Source organism: Pseudomonas sp. NPDC078416 (genome assembly GCF_050268485.1).
Classification (GTDB): domain Bacteria; phylum Pseudomonadota; class Gammaproteobacteria; order Pseudomonadales; family Pseudomonadaceae; genus Aquipseudomonas.
In genome coordinates, this window is record NZ_JBNNGV010000008.1 from 76752 (window position 1) to 94672 (window position 17921).

15 protein-coding genes and 1 pseudogene are annotated in these 17921 nt (G+C 60.9%); 5 read left to right on the forward strand and 11 right to left on the reverse strand.

Features of this window, described 5'->3' with window-relative positions:
• Nucleotides 1–18 precede the first annotated feature (18 nt).
• The 3 genes from ACQKEN_RS10570 to ACQKEN_RS10580 form a co-directional block, all read right to left on the reverse strand.
• Entirely contained in the window at nucleotides 19–189 is a 171-nt protein-coding gene (locus tag ACQKEN_RS10570) for a hypothetical protein (protein WP_427685416.1), read from the reverse strand.
• Nucleotides 190–735: an MFS transporter gene (locus tag ACQKEN_RS10575; RefSeq protein WP_427685417.1), complete on the reverse strand. Its 546-nt coding sequence runs from the start codon at nucleotides 733–735 to the stop codon at nucleotides 190–192.
• Between the two features lie 101 nt (nucleotides 736–836).
• Nucleotides 837–2048, reverse strand: coding sequence for a pyridoxal-phosphate-dependent aminotransferase family protein (locus ACQKEN_RS10580; protein ID WP_427685418.1), 1212 nt, complete (start codon nucleotides 2046–2048; stop codon nucleotides 837–839).
• A 161-nt stretch (nucleotides 2049–2209) separates the two neighbouring features.
• Between ACQKEN_RS10580 and ACQKEN_RS10585 the strand changes: the two genes are divergently transcribed.
• Nucleotides 2210–2947 (forward strand): GntR family transcriptional regulator, encoded by a 738-nt coding sequence (locus tag ACQKEN_RS10585; RefSeq protein ID WP_427685419.1) that lies wholly within the window; start codon nucleotides 2210–2212, stop codon nucleotides 2945–2947.
• Nucleotides 2948–2972: 25 nt separating this feature from the next.
• Nucleotides 2973–4226: a glycine hydroxymethyltransferase gene (locus ACQKEN_RS10590; RefSeq protein WP_427685420.1), complete on the forward strand. Its 1254-nt coding sequence runs from the start codon at nucleotides 2973–2975 to the stop codon at nucleotides 4224–4226.
• 487 nt (nucleotides 4227–4713) lie between these two features.
• Here ACQKEN_RS10590 and ACQKEN_RS10595 read toward each other — a convergent pair whose 3' ends face one another.
• From ACQKEN_RS10595 to ACQKEN_RS10625, 7 genes and pseudogenes are all read right to left on the reverse strand, one after another.
• Nucleotides 4714–5688 carry a restriction endonuclease gene (locus ACQKEN_RS10595; protein ID WP_427685421.1) on the reverse strand — a complete coding sequence of 325 codons (975 nt, stop codon included), beginning with the start codon at nucleotides 5686–5688 and terminating at the stop codon, nucleotides 4714–4716.
• A 202-nt stretch (nucleotides 5689–5890) separates the two neighbouring features.
• Nucleotides 5891–6610, reverse strand: coding sequence for an HNH endonuclease (locus ACQKEN_RS10600; protein WP_427685422.1), 720 nt, complete (start codon nucleotides 6608–6610; stop codon nucleotides 5891–5893).
• Nucleotides 6611–6760: 150 nt separating this feature from the next.
• Nucleotides 6761–7294 carry an REP-associated tyrosine transposase gene (locus ACQKEN_RS10605; RefSeq protein WP_427685423.1) on the reverse strand — a complete coding sequence of 178 codons (534 nt, stop codon included), beginning with the start codon at nucleotides 7292–7294 and terminating at the stop codon, nucleotides 6761–6763.
• Between the two features lie 269 nt (nucleotides 7295–7563).
• Nucleotides 7564–8811: a ribonucleotide-diphosphate reductase subunit beta gene (locus ACQKEN_RS10610; RefSeq protein ID WP_037012114.1), complete on the reverse strand. Its 1248-nt coding sequence runs from the start codon at nucleotides 8809–8811 to the stop codon at nucleotides 7564–7566.
• 640 nt (nucleotides 8812–9451) lie between these two features.
• Nucleotides 9452–10035 (reverse strand): annotated as a pseudogene (locus ACQKEN_RS10615) (Fic/DOC family protein).
• A complete protein-coding gene (locus tag ACQKEN_RS10620) occupies nucleotides 10035–10205 on the reverse strand; it encodes a YhfG family protein (RefSeq protein ID WP_139214569.1) in 171 nt (56 codons plus the stop codon). Before ACQKEN_RS10620 ends, ACQKEN_RS10615 begins: the two are co-directional and overlap by 1 nt.
• A gap of 192 nt (nucleotides 10206–10397) precedes the next feature.
• Nucleotides 10398–13313 (reverse strand): ribonucleoside-diphosphate reductase subunit alpha, encoded by a 2916-nt coding sequence (locus tag ACQKEN_RS10625; RefSeq protein ID WP_172609336.1) that lies wholly within the window; start codon nucleotides 13311–13313, stop codon nucleotides 10398–10400.
• Between the two features lie 631 nt (nucleotides 13314–13944).
• On the opposite strand from ACQKEN_RS10625, the gene ACQKEN_RS10630 reads away from it, so the two are divergent.
• Genes ACQKEN_RS10630 through fhuF form a run of 3 tightly spaced genes read left to right on the forward strand, consistent with a single transcriptional unit; the run spans nucleotide 13945 to nucleotide 17069 of the window.
• Nucleotides 13945–14682 carry a response regulator gene (locus ACQKEN_RS10630; protein ID WP_427685424.1) on the forward strand — a complete coding sequence of 246 codons (738 nt, stop codon included), beginning with the start codon at nucleotides 13945–13947 and terminating at the stop codon, nucleotides 14680–14682.
• A 3-nt stretch (nucleotides 14683–14685) separates the two neighbouring features.
• Complete coding sequence (locus tag ACQKEN_RS10635) at nucleotides 14686–16338, forward strand: ATP-binding protein (protein WP_427685425.1); 1653 nt, start codon at nucleotides 14686–14688, stop codon at nucleotides 16336–16338.
• Entirely contained in the window at nucleotides 16296–17069 is a 774-nt protein-coding gene (fhuF, locus tag ACQKEN_RS10640) for a siderophore-iron reductase FhuF (RefSeq protein ID WP_427685426.1), read from the forward strand. The genes ACQKEN_RS10635 and fhuF overlap by 43 nt, the downstream gene beginning before the upstream one ends.
• Here the strand turns inward: fhuF and ACQKEN_RS10645 are convergent.
• Nucleotides 17020–17745, reverse strand: a complete 726-nt coding sequence (locus ACQKEN_RS10645) for a 4'-phosphopantetheinyl transferase family protein (RefSeq protein WP_427685427.1) — start codon at nucleotides 17743–17745, stop codon at nucleotides 17020–17022. The genes fhuF and ACQKEN_RS10645 overlap by 50 nt on opposite strands.
• Nucleotides 17746–17921 lie beyond the last annotated feature (176 nt).

The window sequence follows — 17921 nt, forward strand, 5'->3', positions numbered from 1 at the left end:
CACCCAACTGAGCAGCAGCTACAACGTCCAGCCGTAGCAGAAGTAAACGATCGTGACCGGGGCCATGCGCTTGAACAGGCGGCCCCACGGCAGCACGACGGTGGACTTCACTTTCGGCGGCGGCAGGGTGTCCAGTTCCTGTTTCGAGATGCGCGGGTGGTCTTTCGGGTGCTCGGTAAATAAAAACATCTACAGAATAACCCACACAAAGCTGGTGGCCGCGCAGACATAAAACGATTCGCGCCAGCCGTAGGTGGCCATCACCGCGATCATCGCTGCCGGCGCCAATGCGTTGCCGAGGCGGGCGAAGGCGTGGGTGATGCCCTGGGCGAAGCCGCGTTTTTCCTTGGGGATCCAGCGTGACATTGCCGCCGTTGCTGCGGGGAACGTCGCGCCTTCACCCAGACCGAGGAGGATCCGCGCGACAATCAGCGAAACAAAGCCGCCGGCCAGACCGGTCAGCACCGTGGCGCTGGCCCAGATCAGCCCGCACACCACCAGCGTTCGCTTGGCGCCGAATCGGTCGCTGACCCAGCCGCCGATGATTTGGAAGATCAGGTAAGGGTACGCAAAGGCCGAGAAGACGATGCCGATCTCGGTTTTGCTCAGGTTGAACTCTTTACCGAAACCGACGGCGGCGGTGCTGACATTGACGCGATCCAGGTAGGTAATGAAATACATGGCGCACAGCATGAACAGCACCACCGTGGTGGGGCGCAGACGTAAAAACTTCATGTGCTATCTCCAGTTTCTTATTGTGTTCGCTGACAACGCGATGATTCGGGATAGTGAGATGTGTCAAAAAAGCTGCGGGCGTGCCGCAGCCGGGTGTAGCGTCAGTCGCGTCGCAGCGGCACCGATTGGCCTCCCAGGTAATCCATGGCCGCCAGCACGCCGCTGGACTGCAGTTTTACGCCGGCCATTTGCAGGCCCATTTCGCAGCCGGTGAGGGTGGCCATTAGCATCAGGTCGTTGCAGTCGCCCAGATGGCCAATGCGGAACATGCGGCCTTTCATCTTGCCCAGGCCGGTGCCCAGGGACATGTCGAAGCGCTCGTAAATGGTCTTGCGCACCTGATCGGCGTCGATGCCTTCGGGCGTCATCACGCCGGTGAGCACGGGGCTGTAAACGCTCGGGTCGGCGCACTGGATTTCCAGGCCCCAGGCCGTTACGGCGGTGCGGCAGGCCTTCGCCAGGCGGTTGTGACGAATGAACACGTTGTCCAGGCCTTCGCCGAGGATCATGTCCAGCGCTTCGGACAAGCCGTACAGCAAGTTGGTGTTCGGCGTGTACGGCCAGTAACCGGTCTTGTTCATCTCGATGATCTCGTCCCACGCCCAGAAGCTGCGGGGCAAACCGGCGCGCTTGCTGGCCTCGATGGCTTTGGGCGACAGGGCGTTGAAGCTGATGCCCGGCGGCAACATCAAGCCTTTCTGCGAGCCGGAAACCGTCACGTCTACGCCCCATTCGTCATGACGATAGTCGGCGGACGCCAGACCGGAGATGGTGTCGACCAGCAGCAGGGCAGGGTGGCCCGCCGCATCAATGGCCTTGCGCACGGAAGCGATGTCCGACGTCACGCCGGTGCTGGTCTCGTTGTGTACGACGCAGACGGCCTTGATGCGATGCCCGCCGTCAGCGCGCAGGTGGTCTTCGATCATTTGCGCATCGACGCCGCCGCGCCAGCCTTCAATACCGGGCCGACCGATGAACTGCGGCTTGAGGCCGAGGCTCAGCGCCATCTTCTGCCACAAGGTCGCGAAGTGGCCGGTCTCGAACATCAGCACTTCGTCACCCGAACTCAGGGTGTTGCACAGCGCCGCTTCCCAGGCACCGGTGCCCGACGCCGGATAGATCACCACCGGATGCACGGTCTTGAAGATCTGCTTGATGCCTTCCAGCACCTTGAGCCCCAACTCGCCGAACTCCGGGCCACGGTGGTCAATGGTGGGGTAACTCATCGCGCGCAGGATGCGATCCGGCACCGGGCTAGGCCCCGGGATCTGAAGGAAGTGGCGACCGGCAGGGTGGAAATCGAGCTTCAGCATCGGTGTCTCCTCGTTTTTTATAATTTTGTATTTTGAATTCAAAATTAACTTAGCACAGGGCAATGCTGTGTCAAACGGCCTAATTACGCTAATCTTCCCAGCGAACTGGAGCATTTTCGAATAAGGGCTCGGTGCCAGAGCGGGTCCGATAAGGATTTTGTATGCAAAATTTTGACGAAATAACCGACCAACCGCGCGATCAACCGGCTGCACGACTGATTCCCAAGGTTGAACGCCAGCGTCTGCACGACATTGTCATCGATCACCTGCGCGGCTTTATTACCGAAGGCGTGCTCGCCCCGGGCACCAAGCTCAACGAACGCGAGCTGTGCGAAACCCTTGGCATCTCCCGCACGCCCTTGCGTGAAGCGCTGAAGGTGTTGGCGATGGAGGGTCTGATCGAAATCAGCCCGAACCGTGGCGCCAGCGTCGCGCGCATGTCGGAGCTGGAGATCCGCGAAACCTTCGAACTGATGAGCGGCATCGAAGCCTTCGCCGGAGAGCTGGCCTGTGAGCGCATCACCGCGCAGGAAATCGACGACATCAAAGCGCTGCACTACGCCATGGTGGTCAGCAAAAACCAGAACGACTTGCCGGGTTACTACCAGCGCAACCGCGCCATCCACGACCTGATCAACCTGGCCGCGCGCAACTCGGCGCTGCGTCAGGTCTACCTGTCGCTGAACCGGCGCATCCACGCATTACGCTTTCTCTCCAACCACCAGGCCCCGAAATGGGACCGCGCGCTGCACGACCACGAAGAAATGATCGAGGCCCTGCAAGCCCGGGACGGCAAGCGCTTGAGCAGCATCCTGCGCCACCACCTGCTGGAGAAACGCGATGCGCTGATGCTCCTCGTCAGGGATGAATCCGAGCACCCGGATTCCATTCGTCGTTGATTCGTCATTAAGGGAGCTGCCGACCATGCCCCGTGATCTCGATGCCTTGCTGGCCGCTTGTGCCGACCGATTGCCGCAACTGGAGACCCGGCGCCTGATGCTCTATGCCGGCGCCAATCTCCCCAGCGACCGCGCCATGGCTGCCTACAATCCCGCGTTCAGCGCCTACCCGGCGATGGGCCCGACCGGTCACAAAGAACAGCCGGACACCGAACTGGTCAGCGAGCTTGAAACCTTCACCAGCCAAGCGGCCATGACCCTGTTCGGCGCGGCATGGGCGGAAGTCCGCCTGGCCAGTTGCACCCTCGCCAACCTGGCCATCTTCCACGCCTACTGCCGACCGGGCGACAACGTGCTGGCACCCGCTGCCGAGCACGGCGGGCACCTGAGCCAGCGCCGGGGCGGCACCGCAGAATTAGCGGGTCTGGTGGTTGAAGACCTGCCGTTCGACCGCCGCAACTGCCAGCTCGACGCAGCGCGCGCGGCGGAAATGATCACCCAAACCCGCCCCCGGCTCGTCGTGCTCGGACGCAGCGTCATGATCAAGGCCGACGACATCGCCCCGGTGGTCAGCGCCGCCCGCGCGGTCGGTGCCCGAACACTGTTCGACGCCTCCCACGTGCTCGGCCTGATTGCTGGCGGCACGTACCCCAATCCGTTTGACGCCGGCGTCGACCTCATCAGCAGCTCTACCTACAAAACCCTGCCCGGCCGCCCCCAAGGGCTGGTGCTCGGCCGCGACCCTGACGACGCCCCCGCGCTGCGCAACCTGCTCGACACCCGGATGCTCGCCAACTACGACGCCGGCCGGCTGCCCTCCCTGGCGGTCACCCTCACCGAAGCCCAGACCAGCGGCCGTGAATACGCCGCCCGCATTGTCGGCAACAGCGCGGCGCTGCATCGCGCGCTGGTCGATGCCGGGTTGCCTGTCATCGGGGCGAATGACGGCGAGGTGCATACCCATCAACTGTTGCTGCCGCTGTCACTGGATGCTGATCCGCGCGCGGTGATGCATGCGCTGCAGGCGCAGGGGATTCTCATCGGGACCTGTGTTGATCCTTCACGGTCCGGGCACCAGGCGCTGCGGTTGGGGACGCAATTCATCACGCGGCAGGGGATGGAGGTCTTGGACATGGCAGAGGTTGCGCGATTACTGGGCGATGTTTTGCATGTGGGTGTTTGCGGTCGGCTTCATGCGCGCCCGGTCGCTGATACCGCGCAGATGGCAGGTCGGATTCAGCAAATGCTGAGCAAAAAAAAGCCGCTGGGGAGCGGCTGAAGTTTGGAGCTTGGAGGCACCACGTCGGGAGCAACGACGCAGCGAAACGACAGAAACAAAATGCTAAAAGCTGATCGGGCGTTTGGCGTTCTCCGGCTTGGGTGTGGAGGTTCACCGTTCCTGCGCTGGGCGGGTTCGATGGGGTGAAGCCAGCTTACGAAGCATCGAACGCAGGGGCAAATGAAACCCGGGTAACTATTTGTTAGCGAAAATGTTATGTGGGGAAGGGGGCTTGGGCGGGAACTTTCAGGGCTTCGTGGTGCTTCGCGGCACGGCGCTTTGTATGAGGGCCGCCAGATAGTTCCTGCCAGGCACACATCCACTGTAGGAGCGCGCTTGCCCGCGAAAATCGTGTCAGCACCTGATTCGTCACTGACACACCGCCGTCTGATAACGTCGCTAGCGTGTTCGCGCGGGGGCTTGTTGGTGCGAGATTCGCGTGGAGCACGTCAGGGGTTGGCTGACGTGCTCATTTGGTCTGGCGGCGTTATTTCGCCGTCATCGGCGCGAAAATCGCCCGGATTCCGCGGCATTTCGGATAAGCCACACAGCCCCAGAAATCCCCTCCAGCGTTGGCGCCTGTTCTGGCGACACGTATCACCATGATTTTGCGGCAGTGCGGGCAGAGGGGTGCAGCAGGTTCAGGCTCGGCTTCGCGTATGACGGGTTGCGTCGCGGTTGGAGCGGGCGCTTGAACGGGAATCGGAGCTGGAGCGGCACTTGGCGTGACGACCACCTCCGGCTCAACGATGGCTGGCTCGACACGCTCTGGCGCCACCTCGACAGTTGGCCGTGGACCAGTCTTCTTCGCCTCGGCGATCCACTGCTTCAGCAGCGTGCCGTCGACCAGTTGCACGTTGCGCCCTGCTGCAAAATCTCTCGCCGGTTTGGTAAACGTCCCACTGGTGACCACGAAGCCACCGACAGCGCCCTCGGCCGCCATCGCGCCATACAACTCCCGCACCACCGGCACGCCAACCTGCACTGAACGCCATTGTTTGCACTGCACCACGTACGTCTCACCGTCCTTGCGCGCGATCAAATCGATCCCGCCGTCCGGGCCGTTCTTGCCTGTTTCTCGAACTGAGAAGCCACGCCGGCGTAGGGCTTCGCCCACCAGCAATTCGAACTCATGCCAGGTGATGCTCAGCAGAGGGTTGCCTTTGGTGGTGGCGGCGGATTCGAGGAGATTGCGGCGTTTGCGGCGGCCGATGACTGAGGCGATGGCGCCTGCGGTGAAGATCAATGGCAGCAGGTATTGCCCAAACAAAGCGCCGGTGTGCGCCATGGTGCTGAAGACCACTGACTGCAAATGTTGAGGGTCGGAGTAGACGGGCATCGGCGCGGTCGCTACCGAGTGCAAGTAAACGCCGGAGCTGATCGCGATCAGTGCGCTGAGCCACCAGGGTAGTTTGCTGGCGATCTTAAACAGGTCTTCGAAGAGCGAGGTTTTCTTGGCCATGTCCTTGGTCTTTTCTTTAGTCCGTGGGGGTGGAGATTTCGTGAGCGCTGCACGACCTGTAGGAGTGAGCTTGCTCGCGATGCGGTGAGGCGGATATCGATATATCGGCGGGTTGCACCGCTGCGATAGGCCTACCTTCGCTCGCATGAAGACTCAAGTGAACCGCGGTCCGATTCAGTTCGTAAATAGTGGGTCAGCCGACCTAATCTTCTCGCGTCAATCTAGGCACCTTTTCATACAACGACGCGGTGAACGCTTCCCTGTCGCTTGAATGATGGCAACGGCGATGACAGTTAGGGCAAAGCGCGACTGCGTTGCTTATGCGATCCGAACCTTGGTCTGCTAGATGCTTCACATGATGAACTTCGAGGAATGGGACCCCGTTCATAAGAAACGGAGCTGACTCACCACATCCTTCGCAGATGCCTCGGGCTTGCTGACGTACCCACGCTCTTACCGCCGGATCGCGAACAAACATCGATCTAGATGAGGCTGATTGTTGAGGCTTCGCGATACCTTCCGGAGGATTCTTAATCGGGCACTTTTCAAGCTGAGTAGCTCGTCGTTCAAGCGTCGCGTCATCAGCTGTAGGTTCTAAGTCTTCAGGATTGGGTTTGTTGTCCCACTCGGTAAGCCTCTCGCGAATGATCTTTTCGACATTAGCGCCAGCGTGGCCTGCGGGCTTGTAGCCAACGATGCTGGGACGGCCCATCTGACTCAAAACCGCTGAGATGTTTTGCATTCTGTACTCGACGGCGCTGGCATTGCGCCCCGCTAGAGGCCCCGCGCGCAGGGTGCGATTCTCGTGAGCTTTGTTAATTTTTTGGCCATTCTGCTCGCGTTCCAGCATGTCGAGATAAGCATCGACGGATGCTCTTATCTCGACATCAGTCCATCTGAGACTGCCTTTCTTAATTTCCATGCAACCGCCGAAGGCTCTAGACCCCCGAACGATACTGAATGGCCATTATCTTCGTCTAGGAAATTTCCTACATAAGACAGCTGTTTTTCCTGCGCTAGTGATCGTTCCCACGCTCTGCGTGGGAATGCAGCCCAGGACGCTCCGCGTCCTTCAGCACCAACGCTGCACCTCGATCAACCCCGACTCACCGTGATAATCCCGCGCACTCGAATATCGCCACTGCTCCCCGAAGTCCACATACCCTCGCTTTACAGGATTCTGATGTATGTAGTCGAGCTTCTGCTGCATGACACTGTCGGTGTAGACCATCTCCGCGTGCACGCCTTCCTGCCAGACCTGATAAACGCGGTCCACCTTATGCGCACGCTTAGCGAATCGAAGTCTCTGAAGAGTGCTTTCAGCATGCGCGAGTTGGAGGTAGTCGATGATGTTTCGCGCCGTGTAGGACTTGAAGCCAGCCACGGATTTTGCAATGTCTGGAGACTGAGCGAGATAGTGAAGGTGATTTTCTAAAACGACATAACCATAGAGCTGTAGACCTTGATTCGCTTGTTGAAAGCGCCACGCGTTGAGCACGATGTCGACCAAGGCCGGTCGGGTGAAGAGCGGCAGCCATTCAACGATGGTGCAGGTGAGGAAGTGGGGTTTGTCGATTTCCGTAATCGTGTAACGGCTTCGGCCCATGGATTCGTCCTTTAATCTGAGATGGGGGCGGAGCGTCGGAGGCTAGTGGAAGCGGGCGTTTGGTAGAACCGGGTTGGTGTTGCTGGGTGCTTCAGGTTGGTTAGTTAGCTCCGGCGCGATGGACGCGGAGCGTCGAGGGCTGCATTCCCACGCGGAGCGTGGGAACGATCAGCGTCTTGATAAAGGATACGGCGAGCACTTTTTCATAATAAAAAAGGCCGCCATTCCTGGCAGCCCTTTCGTGTGCAGCTTACTGAATCGAGATCAAATCAATCCCAGCTCAACGCCCCACCGGTCTGATACTCAATAACCCGCGTCTCAAAGAAGTTCTTCTCTTTCTTCAAGTCCATGATCTCGCTCATCCATGGGAACGGGTTGGTCGTCCCTGGATACTCTTCCTTCAACCCAATCTGGCTCAAACGACGGTTCGCGATGAACTTAAGGTAGTCCTCCATCATCGCTGCGTTCATGCCCAGTACGCCGCGGGGCATGGTGTCGCGGGCGTATTCGATTTCCAGTTGGGTCCCTTGCAGGATCATCTGGGTTGCTTCTTCTTTCATTTCGGCATCCCACAGGTGTGGGTTTTCGATTTTGATCTGGTTGATCACGTCGATGCCGAAGTTCAGGTGCATGGACTCGTCACGCAGGATGTACTGGAACTGTTCTGCGACGCCGGTCATTTTGTTGCGGCGACCCATGGAGAGGATCTGGGTGAAGCCGCAGTAGAAGAAGATGCCTTCCAGAACGCAGTAGTAGGCGATCAGGTTGCGCAGCAGTTCTTTGTCGGTCTCGACGGTGCCGGTTTCGAACTTCGGATCGGAGATCGAACGTGTGTACTTCAAGCCCCAAGCTGCCTTTTTGGCGACCGACGGGATCTCGTGGTACATGTTGAAGATCTCGCCTTCGTCCATGCCCAGCGATTCGATGCAGTACTGGTAGGCGTGGGTGTGGATCGCTTCCTCGAAGGCCTGGCGCAGGATGTACTGGCGGCATTCAGGGTTGGTGATGAGGCGATACACGGCCAGCACGAGGTTGTTGGCAACCAGGGAGTCGGCGGTGGAGAAGAAGCCCAGGTTGCGCAGGACGATGCGGCGCTCGTCGTCGGTCAGGCCTTCCGGGTCTTTCCAGAGGGCGATGTCCGTGGTCATGTTGACCTCTTGCGGCATCCAGTGGTTGGCGCAGCCGTCCAGATACTTCTGCCAGGCCCAGTCGTACTTGAAAGGCACGAGCTGGTTGAGATCGGCGCGGCAGTTGATCATGCGTTTTTCGTCGACCGCGACGCGGGCGGCGGAGCCTTCGAGTTCGGCAAGACCTTCGGCTACGTCCAGTTTGTCCAGCGCGGCTTTAGCGCGGGCAATGGCGTCGGAGTCGTTTGCGCTGACGGCGCGGGCTTCAAGCGCAGCAGCACCACCGGCGCTGTCGAGTTTGTCCATCGCAGCTTCCGAAGCATGGCCGGCGTTGGCGCCTTTGGCGGGTTCAGCGGCGTCTTCTTTGTCGAATTCGTCCCAGCTCAGCATGGTGAGGAGGCTCCTGCTAGAGGACCGGTTTTACGCGGCCTGTGGATTTGAGTAATCGGTTTGCTGCTGTTGTGACACGGGTCACGCCATACAGCGGTCGAGAGAAGGCTCTCTTGAAACTTGTGTGTTCGGGGTTCCGGTGGAGGCTGTCAGGCGCTAGGGCCATCACCCGGGAGAGAAGGAGAGCACTGACACGGCACATGCGGAATGACCGTAGAAATCCGGTCGGTTTTGGCTGCGCAGTGGGTCATGGCGTTGTCCTTGATTGGGGGGCGCGAGTATACGGAAATTTGCTCCGCACGTCTCTGCTGAAGGCCCTTCTATCCATCCCTTTCAGTCGTTGTCCGACATCACGAACGCGGGCTGAATTCTTCTTGACCTACCAACGATTCACTGATTGCGAATCGCCTATGTTGTGGTGGCAGGCGTAAGAATACACACGATATGGTGTTTGCGAAACCGGCTATTTCAATATGTGACTGGGTTTGTGATCCGGATCAATGTGCGACAAACGACCTCATGCTGGCAGAGCCCCGTGATACGTGAGGTTCGCGAAAAAGCGACGCATCCCGCTCTGAAATTCGAGGACGGCTGACCTGACAAATGGTGTCGGCGCTCCAAGCGGCAGGCGCCTGCGTCATCACTCAACTGCCGCCCCAATTGCCCCCCCCACACACCGCTCAAACACCCGCACCATCCCCTCGTAATCACACCCCACCGCATCCACATTCGCCCGTATCCATTCCTCCGCTTTCCCGCATTCACAATGATGTGCTCGAACAGAATCCGCTGCGCACGTCCGTTCCCTTCGCGAAACGGATGAATCACGTTCAAATCCCCAAACAGCTCCGCACTCGCCGCAATCAGTTGCCCGCGATCCAGCGCCTGAAACCAGTTCGCGTCGGCCAACACCTTGAACAGCTTGTTGGCCTCGGGCTCGATGCGGTGGGTCACGCAGAAGTGGGTCTGGTCTTTGGAGATGTCGACGGTGCGCAGTTCGCCCGCCCAGTCATAGAGATCGGCGAACAGCTGGCGGTGGATGACTTGCAGGTAGGGCAGGTCGTACGGAGGAGGGGAGAAGTCGATGGCTTCAGCGGCGACTTCGGAAAGGTCGCGCTCGGCTTGCGCCAGGGTTTTTGCGTCGGTGAGGTCGAGGCGGTTGCGCAGCACGGTGCTGCCGGGCGGACAGTAAGGGTCTTGTCCGACGCCGTATTTGTCGACCATCAGGCCTGTTTTTTGCGGTAGCTGGTGAGCAGCTCTTCCCGGGAGGGCAGGCGGCGTTCGGAGTCGGCGGGCGAGCTCTCGAAACCTTCCAGACGCAGGCTGGCGGCGTAGTTGGAGCGGCGCGTTTTGGCGCAATAGGCTTTTTTGGACTCTAGCGAGGCAGCTGGCATGGGGCGATCTCCTGGCTTGGCAAGAGGTGAGTGTAGCGGAAAGGGGGGAAGGGGAGCGAGGGCCGGGAGCGTTTAGGCTCCCGGGTCGCGGTGTTGCGTGAACCGCTTCGCGAGCAAGCTCACTCCTACAATTAGAGCGAGCTGTTCGCGGGCAAGCGCGCTCCTACAGGTGGAGGCGCTTGCCAGCGGGTTTTACTGGCAGGCTTCGCAGTCCGGCTCGTCGATCGCGCAGGCTTTAGGCACTGGCGCTGGACCGGCAGGTGCCGCTTCGGCTGGACGCGGGGCGGTGATCGCCGAGTCGTCAGGGCCGTGGCCACCGCTGGAAACGGCGTTCAGCTTGCCGGTGTTGATGGTCGATTTCTCGGTGCTGGTCGCGGCCAGGGCACGGAGGTAGTAAGTGGTTTTCAGACCACGGTACCAGGCCATGCGGTAGGTCACGTCCAGCTTCTTGCCCGATGCGCCGGCGATGTACAGGTTCAGCGACTGGGCCTGGTCGATCCACTTCTGACGACGGCTGGCCGCGTCAACGATCCACTTGGTGTCCACTTCGAAGGCGGTCGCGTAGAGGTCTTTCAACTCCTGCGGGATGCGTTCGATCTGCTGCACCGAACCGTCGTAGTACTTCAGGTCATTGATCATGACCGAGTCCCACAGGTCGCGGGCTTTCAGGTCGCGAACCAGGTACGGGTTGATCACGGTGAATTCGCCCGAGAGGTTCGATTTCACGTACAGGTTCTGGTAAGTCGGTTCGATCGACTGCGACACGCCGGTGATGTTGGCGATGGTCGCGGTCGGTGCGATGGCCATGATGTTCGAGTTACGAATGCCTTTCTGAACGCGGGCACGCACAGGCGCCCAGTCCAGGCTCTCTTCCAGGTCGACGTCGATGTACTTCTGGCCACGCTGTTCGATCAGGATCTGTTGCGAATCCAGCGGCAGGATGCCTTTGGACCACAGGGAGCCCTGGAACGTCTCGTAGGCACCGCGCTCGTCCGCCAGATCGCAGGAAGCCTGGATCGCGTAGTAGCTGACGGCTTCCATCGAACGGTCGGCAAATTCCACGGCCGCATCGGAACCATAAGGAATGTGCTGCAGGTACAGCGCGTCCTGGAAGCCCATGATGCCCAGACCAACCGGACGGTGACGGAAGTTGGAGTTCTTCGCTTGCGGCACCGAGTAGTAGTTGATGTCGATCACGTTATCGAGCATGCGCACGGCAACGTCGATGGTGCGCTTGAGCTTGTCGGTGTCCAGCTTGCCGTCGACGATGTGGTTCGGCAGGTTGATCGAGCCCAGGTTGCAGACCGCGATCTCGTCCTTGTTGGTGTTCAGGGTGATCTCGGTGCACAGGTTCGAGCTGTGAACCACGCCGACGTGCTGCTGCGGCGAACGCAGGTTGCACGGGTCCTTGAAGGTCAGCCATGGGTGGCCGGTTTCGAACAGCATGGACAGCATTTTGCGCCACAGGTCTTTGGCCTGGATGGTTTTGAACAGCTTGACCTTGCCCGGGTACTCGGTCAGCGCTTCGTAGTACTCGTAGCGCTCTTCGAAGGCTTTACCGGTCAGGTCGTGCAGATCCGGCACTTCGGACGGCGAGAACAGGGTCCATTTGCCGTCGTCGAAGACACGCTTCATGAACAGGTCAGGGATCCAGTTGGCGGTGTTCATGTCGTGGGTACGACGACGATCATCACCGGTGTTCTTGCGCAGCTCGATGAACTCTTCGATGTCCATGTGCCAGGTTTCCAGGTACGCACAGACAGCGCCTTTGCGCTTGCCGCCCTGGTTCACGGCCACGGCCGTGTCGTTGACCACTTTCAGGAAGGGCACGACGCCCTGGGATTTGCCGTTGGTGCCCTTGATGTAAGAGCCCAGCGCGCGAACCGGGGTCCAGTCGTTGCCCAGACCCCCTGCGAATTTGGACAGCATGGCGTTGTCGTGGATGGCGTGGTAAATGCCCGACAGGTCATCCGGAACGGTGGTCAGGTAGCAGCTCGACAGCTGTGGACGCAGGGTACCGGCGTTGAACAGTGTCGGGGTCGAGGCCATGTAGTCGAAGGATGACAACAGGTTGTAGAACTCGATGGCACGGTCTTCGCGGGCTTTCTCTTCGATCGCCAGGCCCATGGCCACACGCATGAAGAAAATCTGCGGCAGTTCGAAACGGATGCCGTCTTTATGGATGAAGTAACGGTCGTACAGGGTTTGCAGGCCCAGGTAGGTGAACTGCTGATCGCGCTCGTGGTTGATCGCCTTACCCAGTTTTTCCAGGTCGAATTCGGCCAGCACAGGGTTCAGCAGTTCGAACTGGATGCCTTTCTCGACGTAAGCCGGCAGCGCCTTGGCGTACAGGTCGACCATTTCGTGGTGGGTGGCGCTTTCGGCGACACCGAGGAAGCCCAGACCTTCGGCACGCAGGGTGTCCATCAGCAGGCGGGCGGTGACGAACGAGTAGTTCGGCTCACGCTCAACCAGAGTACGCGCGGTCATCACCAGTGCGGTGTTGACGTCGGTCAGCGCAACGCCGTCGTACAGGTTTTTCAGGGTTTCGCTCTGGATCAGGTCGGCATCGACCTCGGCCAGGCCTTCGCACGCTTCGGTGACGATGGTGTTCAGGCGGCCCATGTCCAGCGGCGCGAGGCTGCCGTCTTTGGCGGTGATGCGAATCGACGGGTGCGCCTGCACTGGGGTTTCGCCAGCGGTGCGACCGGCACGCTCCTTGGAGCGCTCGTTGCGGTAGATCACGTAGTCGCGGGCAACTTTCTGCTCGCCGGCGCGCATCAGCGCCAGTTCGACCTGATCCTGGATTTCTTCGATGTGGATGGTGCCACCCGACGGCATGCGGCGCTTGAAGGTCGCGGAGACCTGTTCGGTCAGGCGCGCAACGGTGTCGTGGATACGCGACGAAGCGGCAGCGGTGCCGCCTTCAACTGCGAGAAAGGCCTTGGTGATGGCGACGGTGATCTTGTCATCGGTGTACGCAACGACGGTGCCGTTACGCTTGATCACACGCAGCTGACCCGGTGCGGTGGCGGACAGGTCCTGCTGGGTCGCACCTGTCTGCGGCGCGGTGGCCTGCGGATTCTCGCGAGTTGTGTCGGTTTGCATGGGTGTCTCCACGTTCTCTAAGTTTGTTTGGGCGCAAAATGCACGCCCACCGTTTCGTCTTGCGGCAGTGGACTGACAAATGTCAGGCCATGACTTCAAGACGAATGGGAAGGTGGATTTACCCTCCCTGGCGTTGAAGTCGAAAAGGGTGCCGGACTTGAGCCCGTCACCCGAAAAACTGTTGCAGAATGCGCGTGTGATGTTGCAACACGTGTGCCGCTGCGCGCAGATCCCAAGGCTGGGTGGTCTGCCATTCGCGCTGGCGGGGTAGAGCGGTAGATTCGGGGGTTATTCAGCCCTTCATACACAGGCAATGGGCGCGAAAAAAACCTTGAAATTGCGCCCTGACTTGTGTTTGAGATTTAGGCGAAAACCCTACATGTAGGGGCTCCACCGTCGAAGGGCTACAAGATAATGCGTTTGTGACACTAATTGCAACGCATGACCTGTGGATAAAGCTGTGTGTAATTTGTGTGTGAAACAGGTAAAACCCGTGTAGGCCGCATGGCGTCTGGGATGAGCGCTTTGTCGGCGGCCTAAATCATTTTTTCGGGAATTTTGCGGGCGTGAACGCCATCGCAAAAGCCCGTCGGGCAAGCACTTTTAATAAGAAAAAACAAGGAGCCTCACCGTGCAGCCACAACCCTGGCAGGTGCTGATCGTCGAAGATGACCAGCGGCTGGCCGAACTCACTCGCGATTACCTCGAAAACAACGGCCTGCGCGTGAGCCTGGAAGGGGACGGCGCGCGGGCGGCCCGGCGCATCATCGACGAGCAGCCGGATCTGGTGATCCTCGACCTCATGCTCCCCGGCGAAGACGGCCTGAGCATCTGCCGCACTGTGCGCAGCCACTACGACGGCCCGATCCTGATGCTCACCGCGCGCACCGACGACAGCGACCAGATTCAGGGGCTGGACATGGGCGCCGACGATTACGTCGGCAAACCGGTGCACCCCCGTGTGCTGCTCGCGCGCATCCATGCGCTGTTACGGCGCAGCGAAACCCTCGAAAGTCCCGTCCAGGCACAGCACCGTCTGGAATTCGGCGCGCTGGTGGTGGACAACGCCCTGCGCGAAGCCTGGCTCAACGACCAGAGCGTCGAACTGACCAGCGCCGAATTCGACCTGTTGTGGCTGTTGGTCGCCAACGCCGGGCGCATTCTCTCTCGCGAAGAGATCTTCACGGCCCTGCGCGGCGTCGGCTATGACGGCCAGGACCGCTCCATTGATGTGCGCATCTCGAAAATCCGCCCGCGCATCGGCGACGACCCCGATCACCCGCGCCTGATCAAGACCGTGCGCAACAAGGGTTACCTGTTCGTGCCCCACGCCGGCGCGCAACTGCCCTCCCTCAAGCGCGATGGCTGACCGATGAATTCCATCTTCCTGCGCATTTATGGCGGCATGCTCGGCGTTCTGGTGCTGGTGGCCTTGCTCGGCGTGCTGACCCTGCACCTGGTCAACGCCGTGCGCGCCGATCAGTACCGCGAGCAACTGGCCCACGGCACTTTCACGCTGATGGCCGACAATCTGCGCGGCATGAATGACATTGAACGCACCCGCGCCCTTGCCGTGTGGGAGCGCCTGCTGGGCATTCCGCTGACGCTGGAAACCGCCGAGCACGCCCATCTGGACGGCCGCGCCCGCAGTCGGCTAAGTCGCGGGCAGGTGGTGGTCGAGCAGACCGGACCCCATGCCGCGCAGGTGTTTCGGGAGGTCGAGCCAGCGGTGTCGGGCAATCCGTCCAGCGGTTTGCTCCTGACCGGCGAGGTGCGGCAGATCAGCGAGCAACTGGCCCGCGCGACGATCTTTCTGTTGCTCGACGAACTGGTGCGGCTGCCGGTCGATGAGCAGCCGGCGCGGCTGGAAACGTTGCGCCAGAGCAAGGGGTTCGGCTTCGACATGCAGCTGATCCGGCTGGAGAAGCTCGACGTCGACGATGACCAGCGTCGGCGCATCGACGAGGGCGACACGGTGATGGCGCTGGGCAAGGGCGGCGACTCGATCCGCGTGCTGTCCGGCGTCGGCGAAACCCCGTGGGTCCTGGAGATCGGCCCGCTGTTCCAGATGAACCCCTATCCGCCGGAGCTGCTGATCCTCATCGCGTTTCTCGGTCTGTGCCTGATCGGCCTGGTGGTGTACCTGCTGGTGCGTCGGCTCGAGCACCGGCTGCGCGGGCTGGAAGCGGCGGCCACGCAGATCGCCCAAGGCAGCCTGGAAACCCGCGTTCCTGTAGCAAGTGCGGGGGCGGGCGCGGATTCGGTCGGGCGGCTGGCGTCGGCGTTCAACGGCATGGCCGAGCACTTGCAGCGGTCGTTGATGATCCAGCGCGAATTGGTGCGTGCGGTGTCCCACGAGCTGCGCACGCCGGTGGCGCGGTTGCGTTTCGGGCTGGAAATGATCAACGACGCCACGACCCCGGAAGCGCGACATAAATACATGGTCGGCATGGACAGCGATATTCAGGACCTCGACAAGCTGGTCGACGAGATGCTCACCTACGCGCGCCTGGAGCAGGGTGCGCCGACCCTGAATTTCCAGCGCATCGACCTCGACGCCCTGATCGAGCAAGTGATTGCCGAACTGGCGCCGCTGCGGCCGAATATCAGCGTCAGGCGCGGGGAGTGTGTTGATGCGCTGCATCGTGTCGGATCGGGCGAAGAGCACTGGGTGGAGGCCGAGCCGCGTTACTTGCACCGTGCGCTGCAGAATCTGGTGAGCAACGCCATGCGCCACGCCGAGTCGGAGGTGCGCATTGGCTATCAGTTGAGTGAGGAGCGCTGTCGCATCGACGTTGAAGATGACGGCCCCGGCGTACCGGAAAGTGCCTGGGAGCGGATCTTCACACCGTTCATGCGCCTGGACGACAGCCGCACCCGGGCGTCGGGCGGCCACGGTTTGGGGTTGTCGATTGTGCGCCGCATCATCCATTGGCACGGCGGGCGCGCGCTGATCGGGCGCAGCCAGATCCTCGGCGGCGCGTGTTTCAGCCTGGCCTGGCCCCGCCAGCAGGGGGAGGCGTGATGCTCGACGGCGCGCTGGTCGGGTTTGCCCGCACGGTGGTGTTCGATCAAACGCGGCCTGTGTTGCGGTTGACCGAGCTGTTGCGGGATGAGGTTCTGGATCGCTTGCTGCTGAAGGTGTATGGGCCGGAGTTGCTGAGGGAGCAGTTGCCGGTGCTGGTCTCGCAGTGGATGAAGTACTACGCGATGCAGCTGATTCCGCCGGTGGTGGTGGCGAGTCTGGCCCATGGCATGGGGTGGCCGCTGAGCTTGGGCCGGCTGAGTTTCGCCCTGCACGAACGTGGCTATCTGGACGGGGTGCGGTTTGAGGGGGCCGTTACGCAGGTGCCGGTTTCAGATGAGCCGTTCGAGCGGTTTGCGCCGCTGCTGGAGAATCTCCAGAAGGTGATCGACCGCTTGAGTGCCTACGGTGATGTGCCGGCGGCCGTGCTGTGGGGCAACGCCGGGGATTATCTGGAAACCTGCTTGCGGCAGTTGTCTGCGGCGAGTGACGTTTCCGTTGTTGCGGGGTATGGCTTGTTGCGTGAAAGGCTGAGGCCGGATGGGCGGCGCAATCCGCTGTTCCAATCCGTTCGCTATATAGAGAGGGACGGGCAGACGGTTCGGCAGAGGCGAACGTGCTGCTTGAGTTATCGGGTGGAATGGGTGGGGCGGTGTGAGCATTGTCCTCTGGGCGCGGCCGTCAACCCCGAATCGCCACCAGACTCAACAGCTGTCCTTCCTGCACGCTGAACTGCGCGTCCAGCGCCTTGCCGTTGTGCCATTCCTCCGACAGATCGATGTTCAGCCGCAGCCGCGCGGTGCCTTCGTCTGACCATTCCAGCAGTTCGGCGTCTTCGAAATAGAAGCGCTTGAGCACGATGGGGTAGAGCGCCTTGAACAGGCTTTCTTTCAGGGAAAAGGTAAGGGTGACGACCTTGGCCGCTTCATGCTCGGGCCCGGCGTTCAGGCGCTGCATTTCCGCCGGTGTCAGAATCTCTCCGGCCAGACGCACGGCGCGCTCGTTGCTCATCAGCTGTTCCACGTCCAGGCCCAGTCCGCGCCAGTCCGTTTTGCGCGCGACGATCGCGGCGGCCCAGCCGGTGCTGTGGGTGATCGAACCGGTGACGTCCGCGGGCCAGATAGGCGCGCGATCTTCACCGATCAGGGGGACGTGGGAGCGGCCGTCCAACTGTCGCATCGCCTCACGGGCGCACAAACGACCGGCGAGAAACTCCGTCTGCCGCTTGGCGACCGACCGCTGAATGGAGGCGGGCGGCTCGATGAGACAGCGCTGAAAATCGCCGTCGACGAGCTTTTGCGGATCGAACCGACTGCTCACCAACACCACATCCGCCAGCCCGTGGGGCAGCGGCCAGTGAGCGGTCAGGGCAGGGCAACAGTCGGGGAGTGTCGGGGATCGGGTCATGCCCGGCATTCTGCCGGAACCGCGGCATCGTGCGCAAAACCGGTTTGCCGCCGAACGCAAAGGCGTAGGACCCGCAACACCGGTTTGTGGCGAACGCTAATCCACGGCCAGCGCACAACCTGTAAGAGCGCGCTTGCCCGCGAACGCGGTGTGTCAGACGAAATCCATGTGGCAGA

Coding starts and splice junctions, on each gene's coding strand:
- ACQKEN_RS10610 (WP_037012114.1), bottom strand. CDS start 8,811: ATGCTGAGCTGGGACGAATTCGACAAAGAAGACGCCGCTGAACCCGCC.
- ACQKEN_RS10620 (WP_139214569.1), bottom strand. CDS start 10,205: ATGCCAGCTGCCTCGCTAGAGTCCAAAAAAGCCTATTGCGCCAAAACG.
- ACQKEN_RS10625 (WP_172609336.1), bottom strand. CDS start 13,313: ATGCAAACCGACACAACTCGCGAGAATCCGCAGGCCACCGCGCCGCAG.
- ACQKEN_RS10595 (WP_427685421.1), bottom strand. CDS start 5,688: ATGGCCAAGAAAACCTCGCTCTTCGAAGACCTGTTTAAGATCGCCAGC.
- ACQKEN_RS10590 (WP_427685420.1), top strand. CDS start 2,973: ATGCCCCGTGATCTCGATGCCTTGCTGGCCGCTTGTGCCGACCGATTG.
- ACQKEN_RS10585 (WP_427685419.1), top strand. CDS start 2,210: ATGCAAAATTTTGACGAAATAACCGACCAACCGCGCGATCAACCGGCT.
- ACQKEN_RS10635 (WP_427685425.1), top strand. CDS start 14,686: ATGAATTCCATCTTCCTGCGCATTTATGGCGGCATGCTCGGCGTTCTG.
- ACQKEN_RS10600 (WP_427685422.1), bottom strand. CDS start 6,610: ATGGAAATTAAGAAAGGCAGTCTCAGATGGACTGATGTCGAGATAAGA.
- ACQKEN_RS10570 (WP_427685416.1), bottom strand. CDS start 189: ATGTTTTTATTTACCGAGCACCCGAAAGACCACCCGCGCATCTCGAAA.
- ACQKEN_RS10645 (WP_427685427.1), bottom strand. CDS start 17,745: ATGACCCGATCCCCGACACTCCCCGACTGTTGCCCTGCCCTGACCGCT.
- ACQKEN_RS10580 (WP_427685418.1), bottom strand. CDS start 2,048: ATGCTGAAGCTCGATTTCCACCCTGCCGGTCGCCACTTCCTTCAGATC.
- ACQKEN_RS10605 (WP_427685423.1), bottom strand. CDS start 7,294: ATGGGCCGAAGCCGTTACACGATTACGGAAATCGACAAACCCCACTTC.
- ACQKEN_RS10575 (WP_427685417.1), bottom strand. CDS start 735: ATGAAGTTTTTACGTCTGCGCCCCACCACGGTGGTGCTGTTCATGCTG.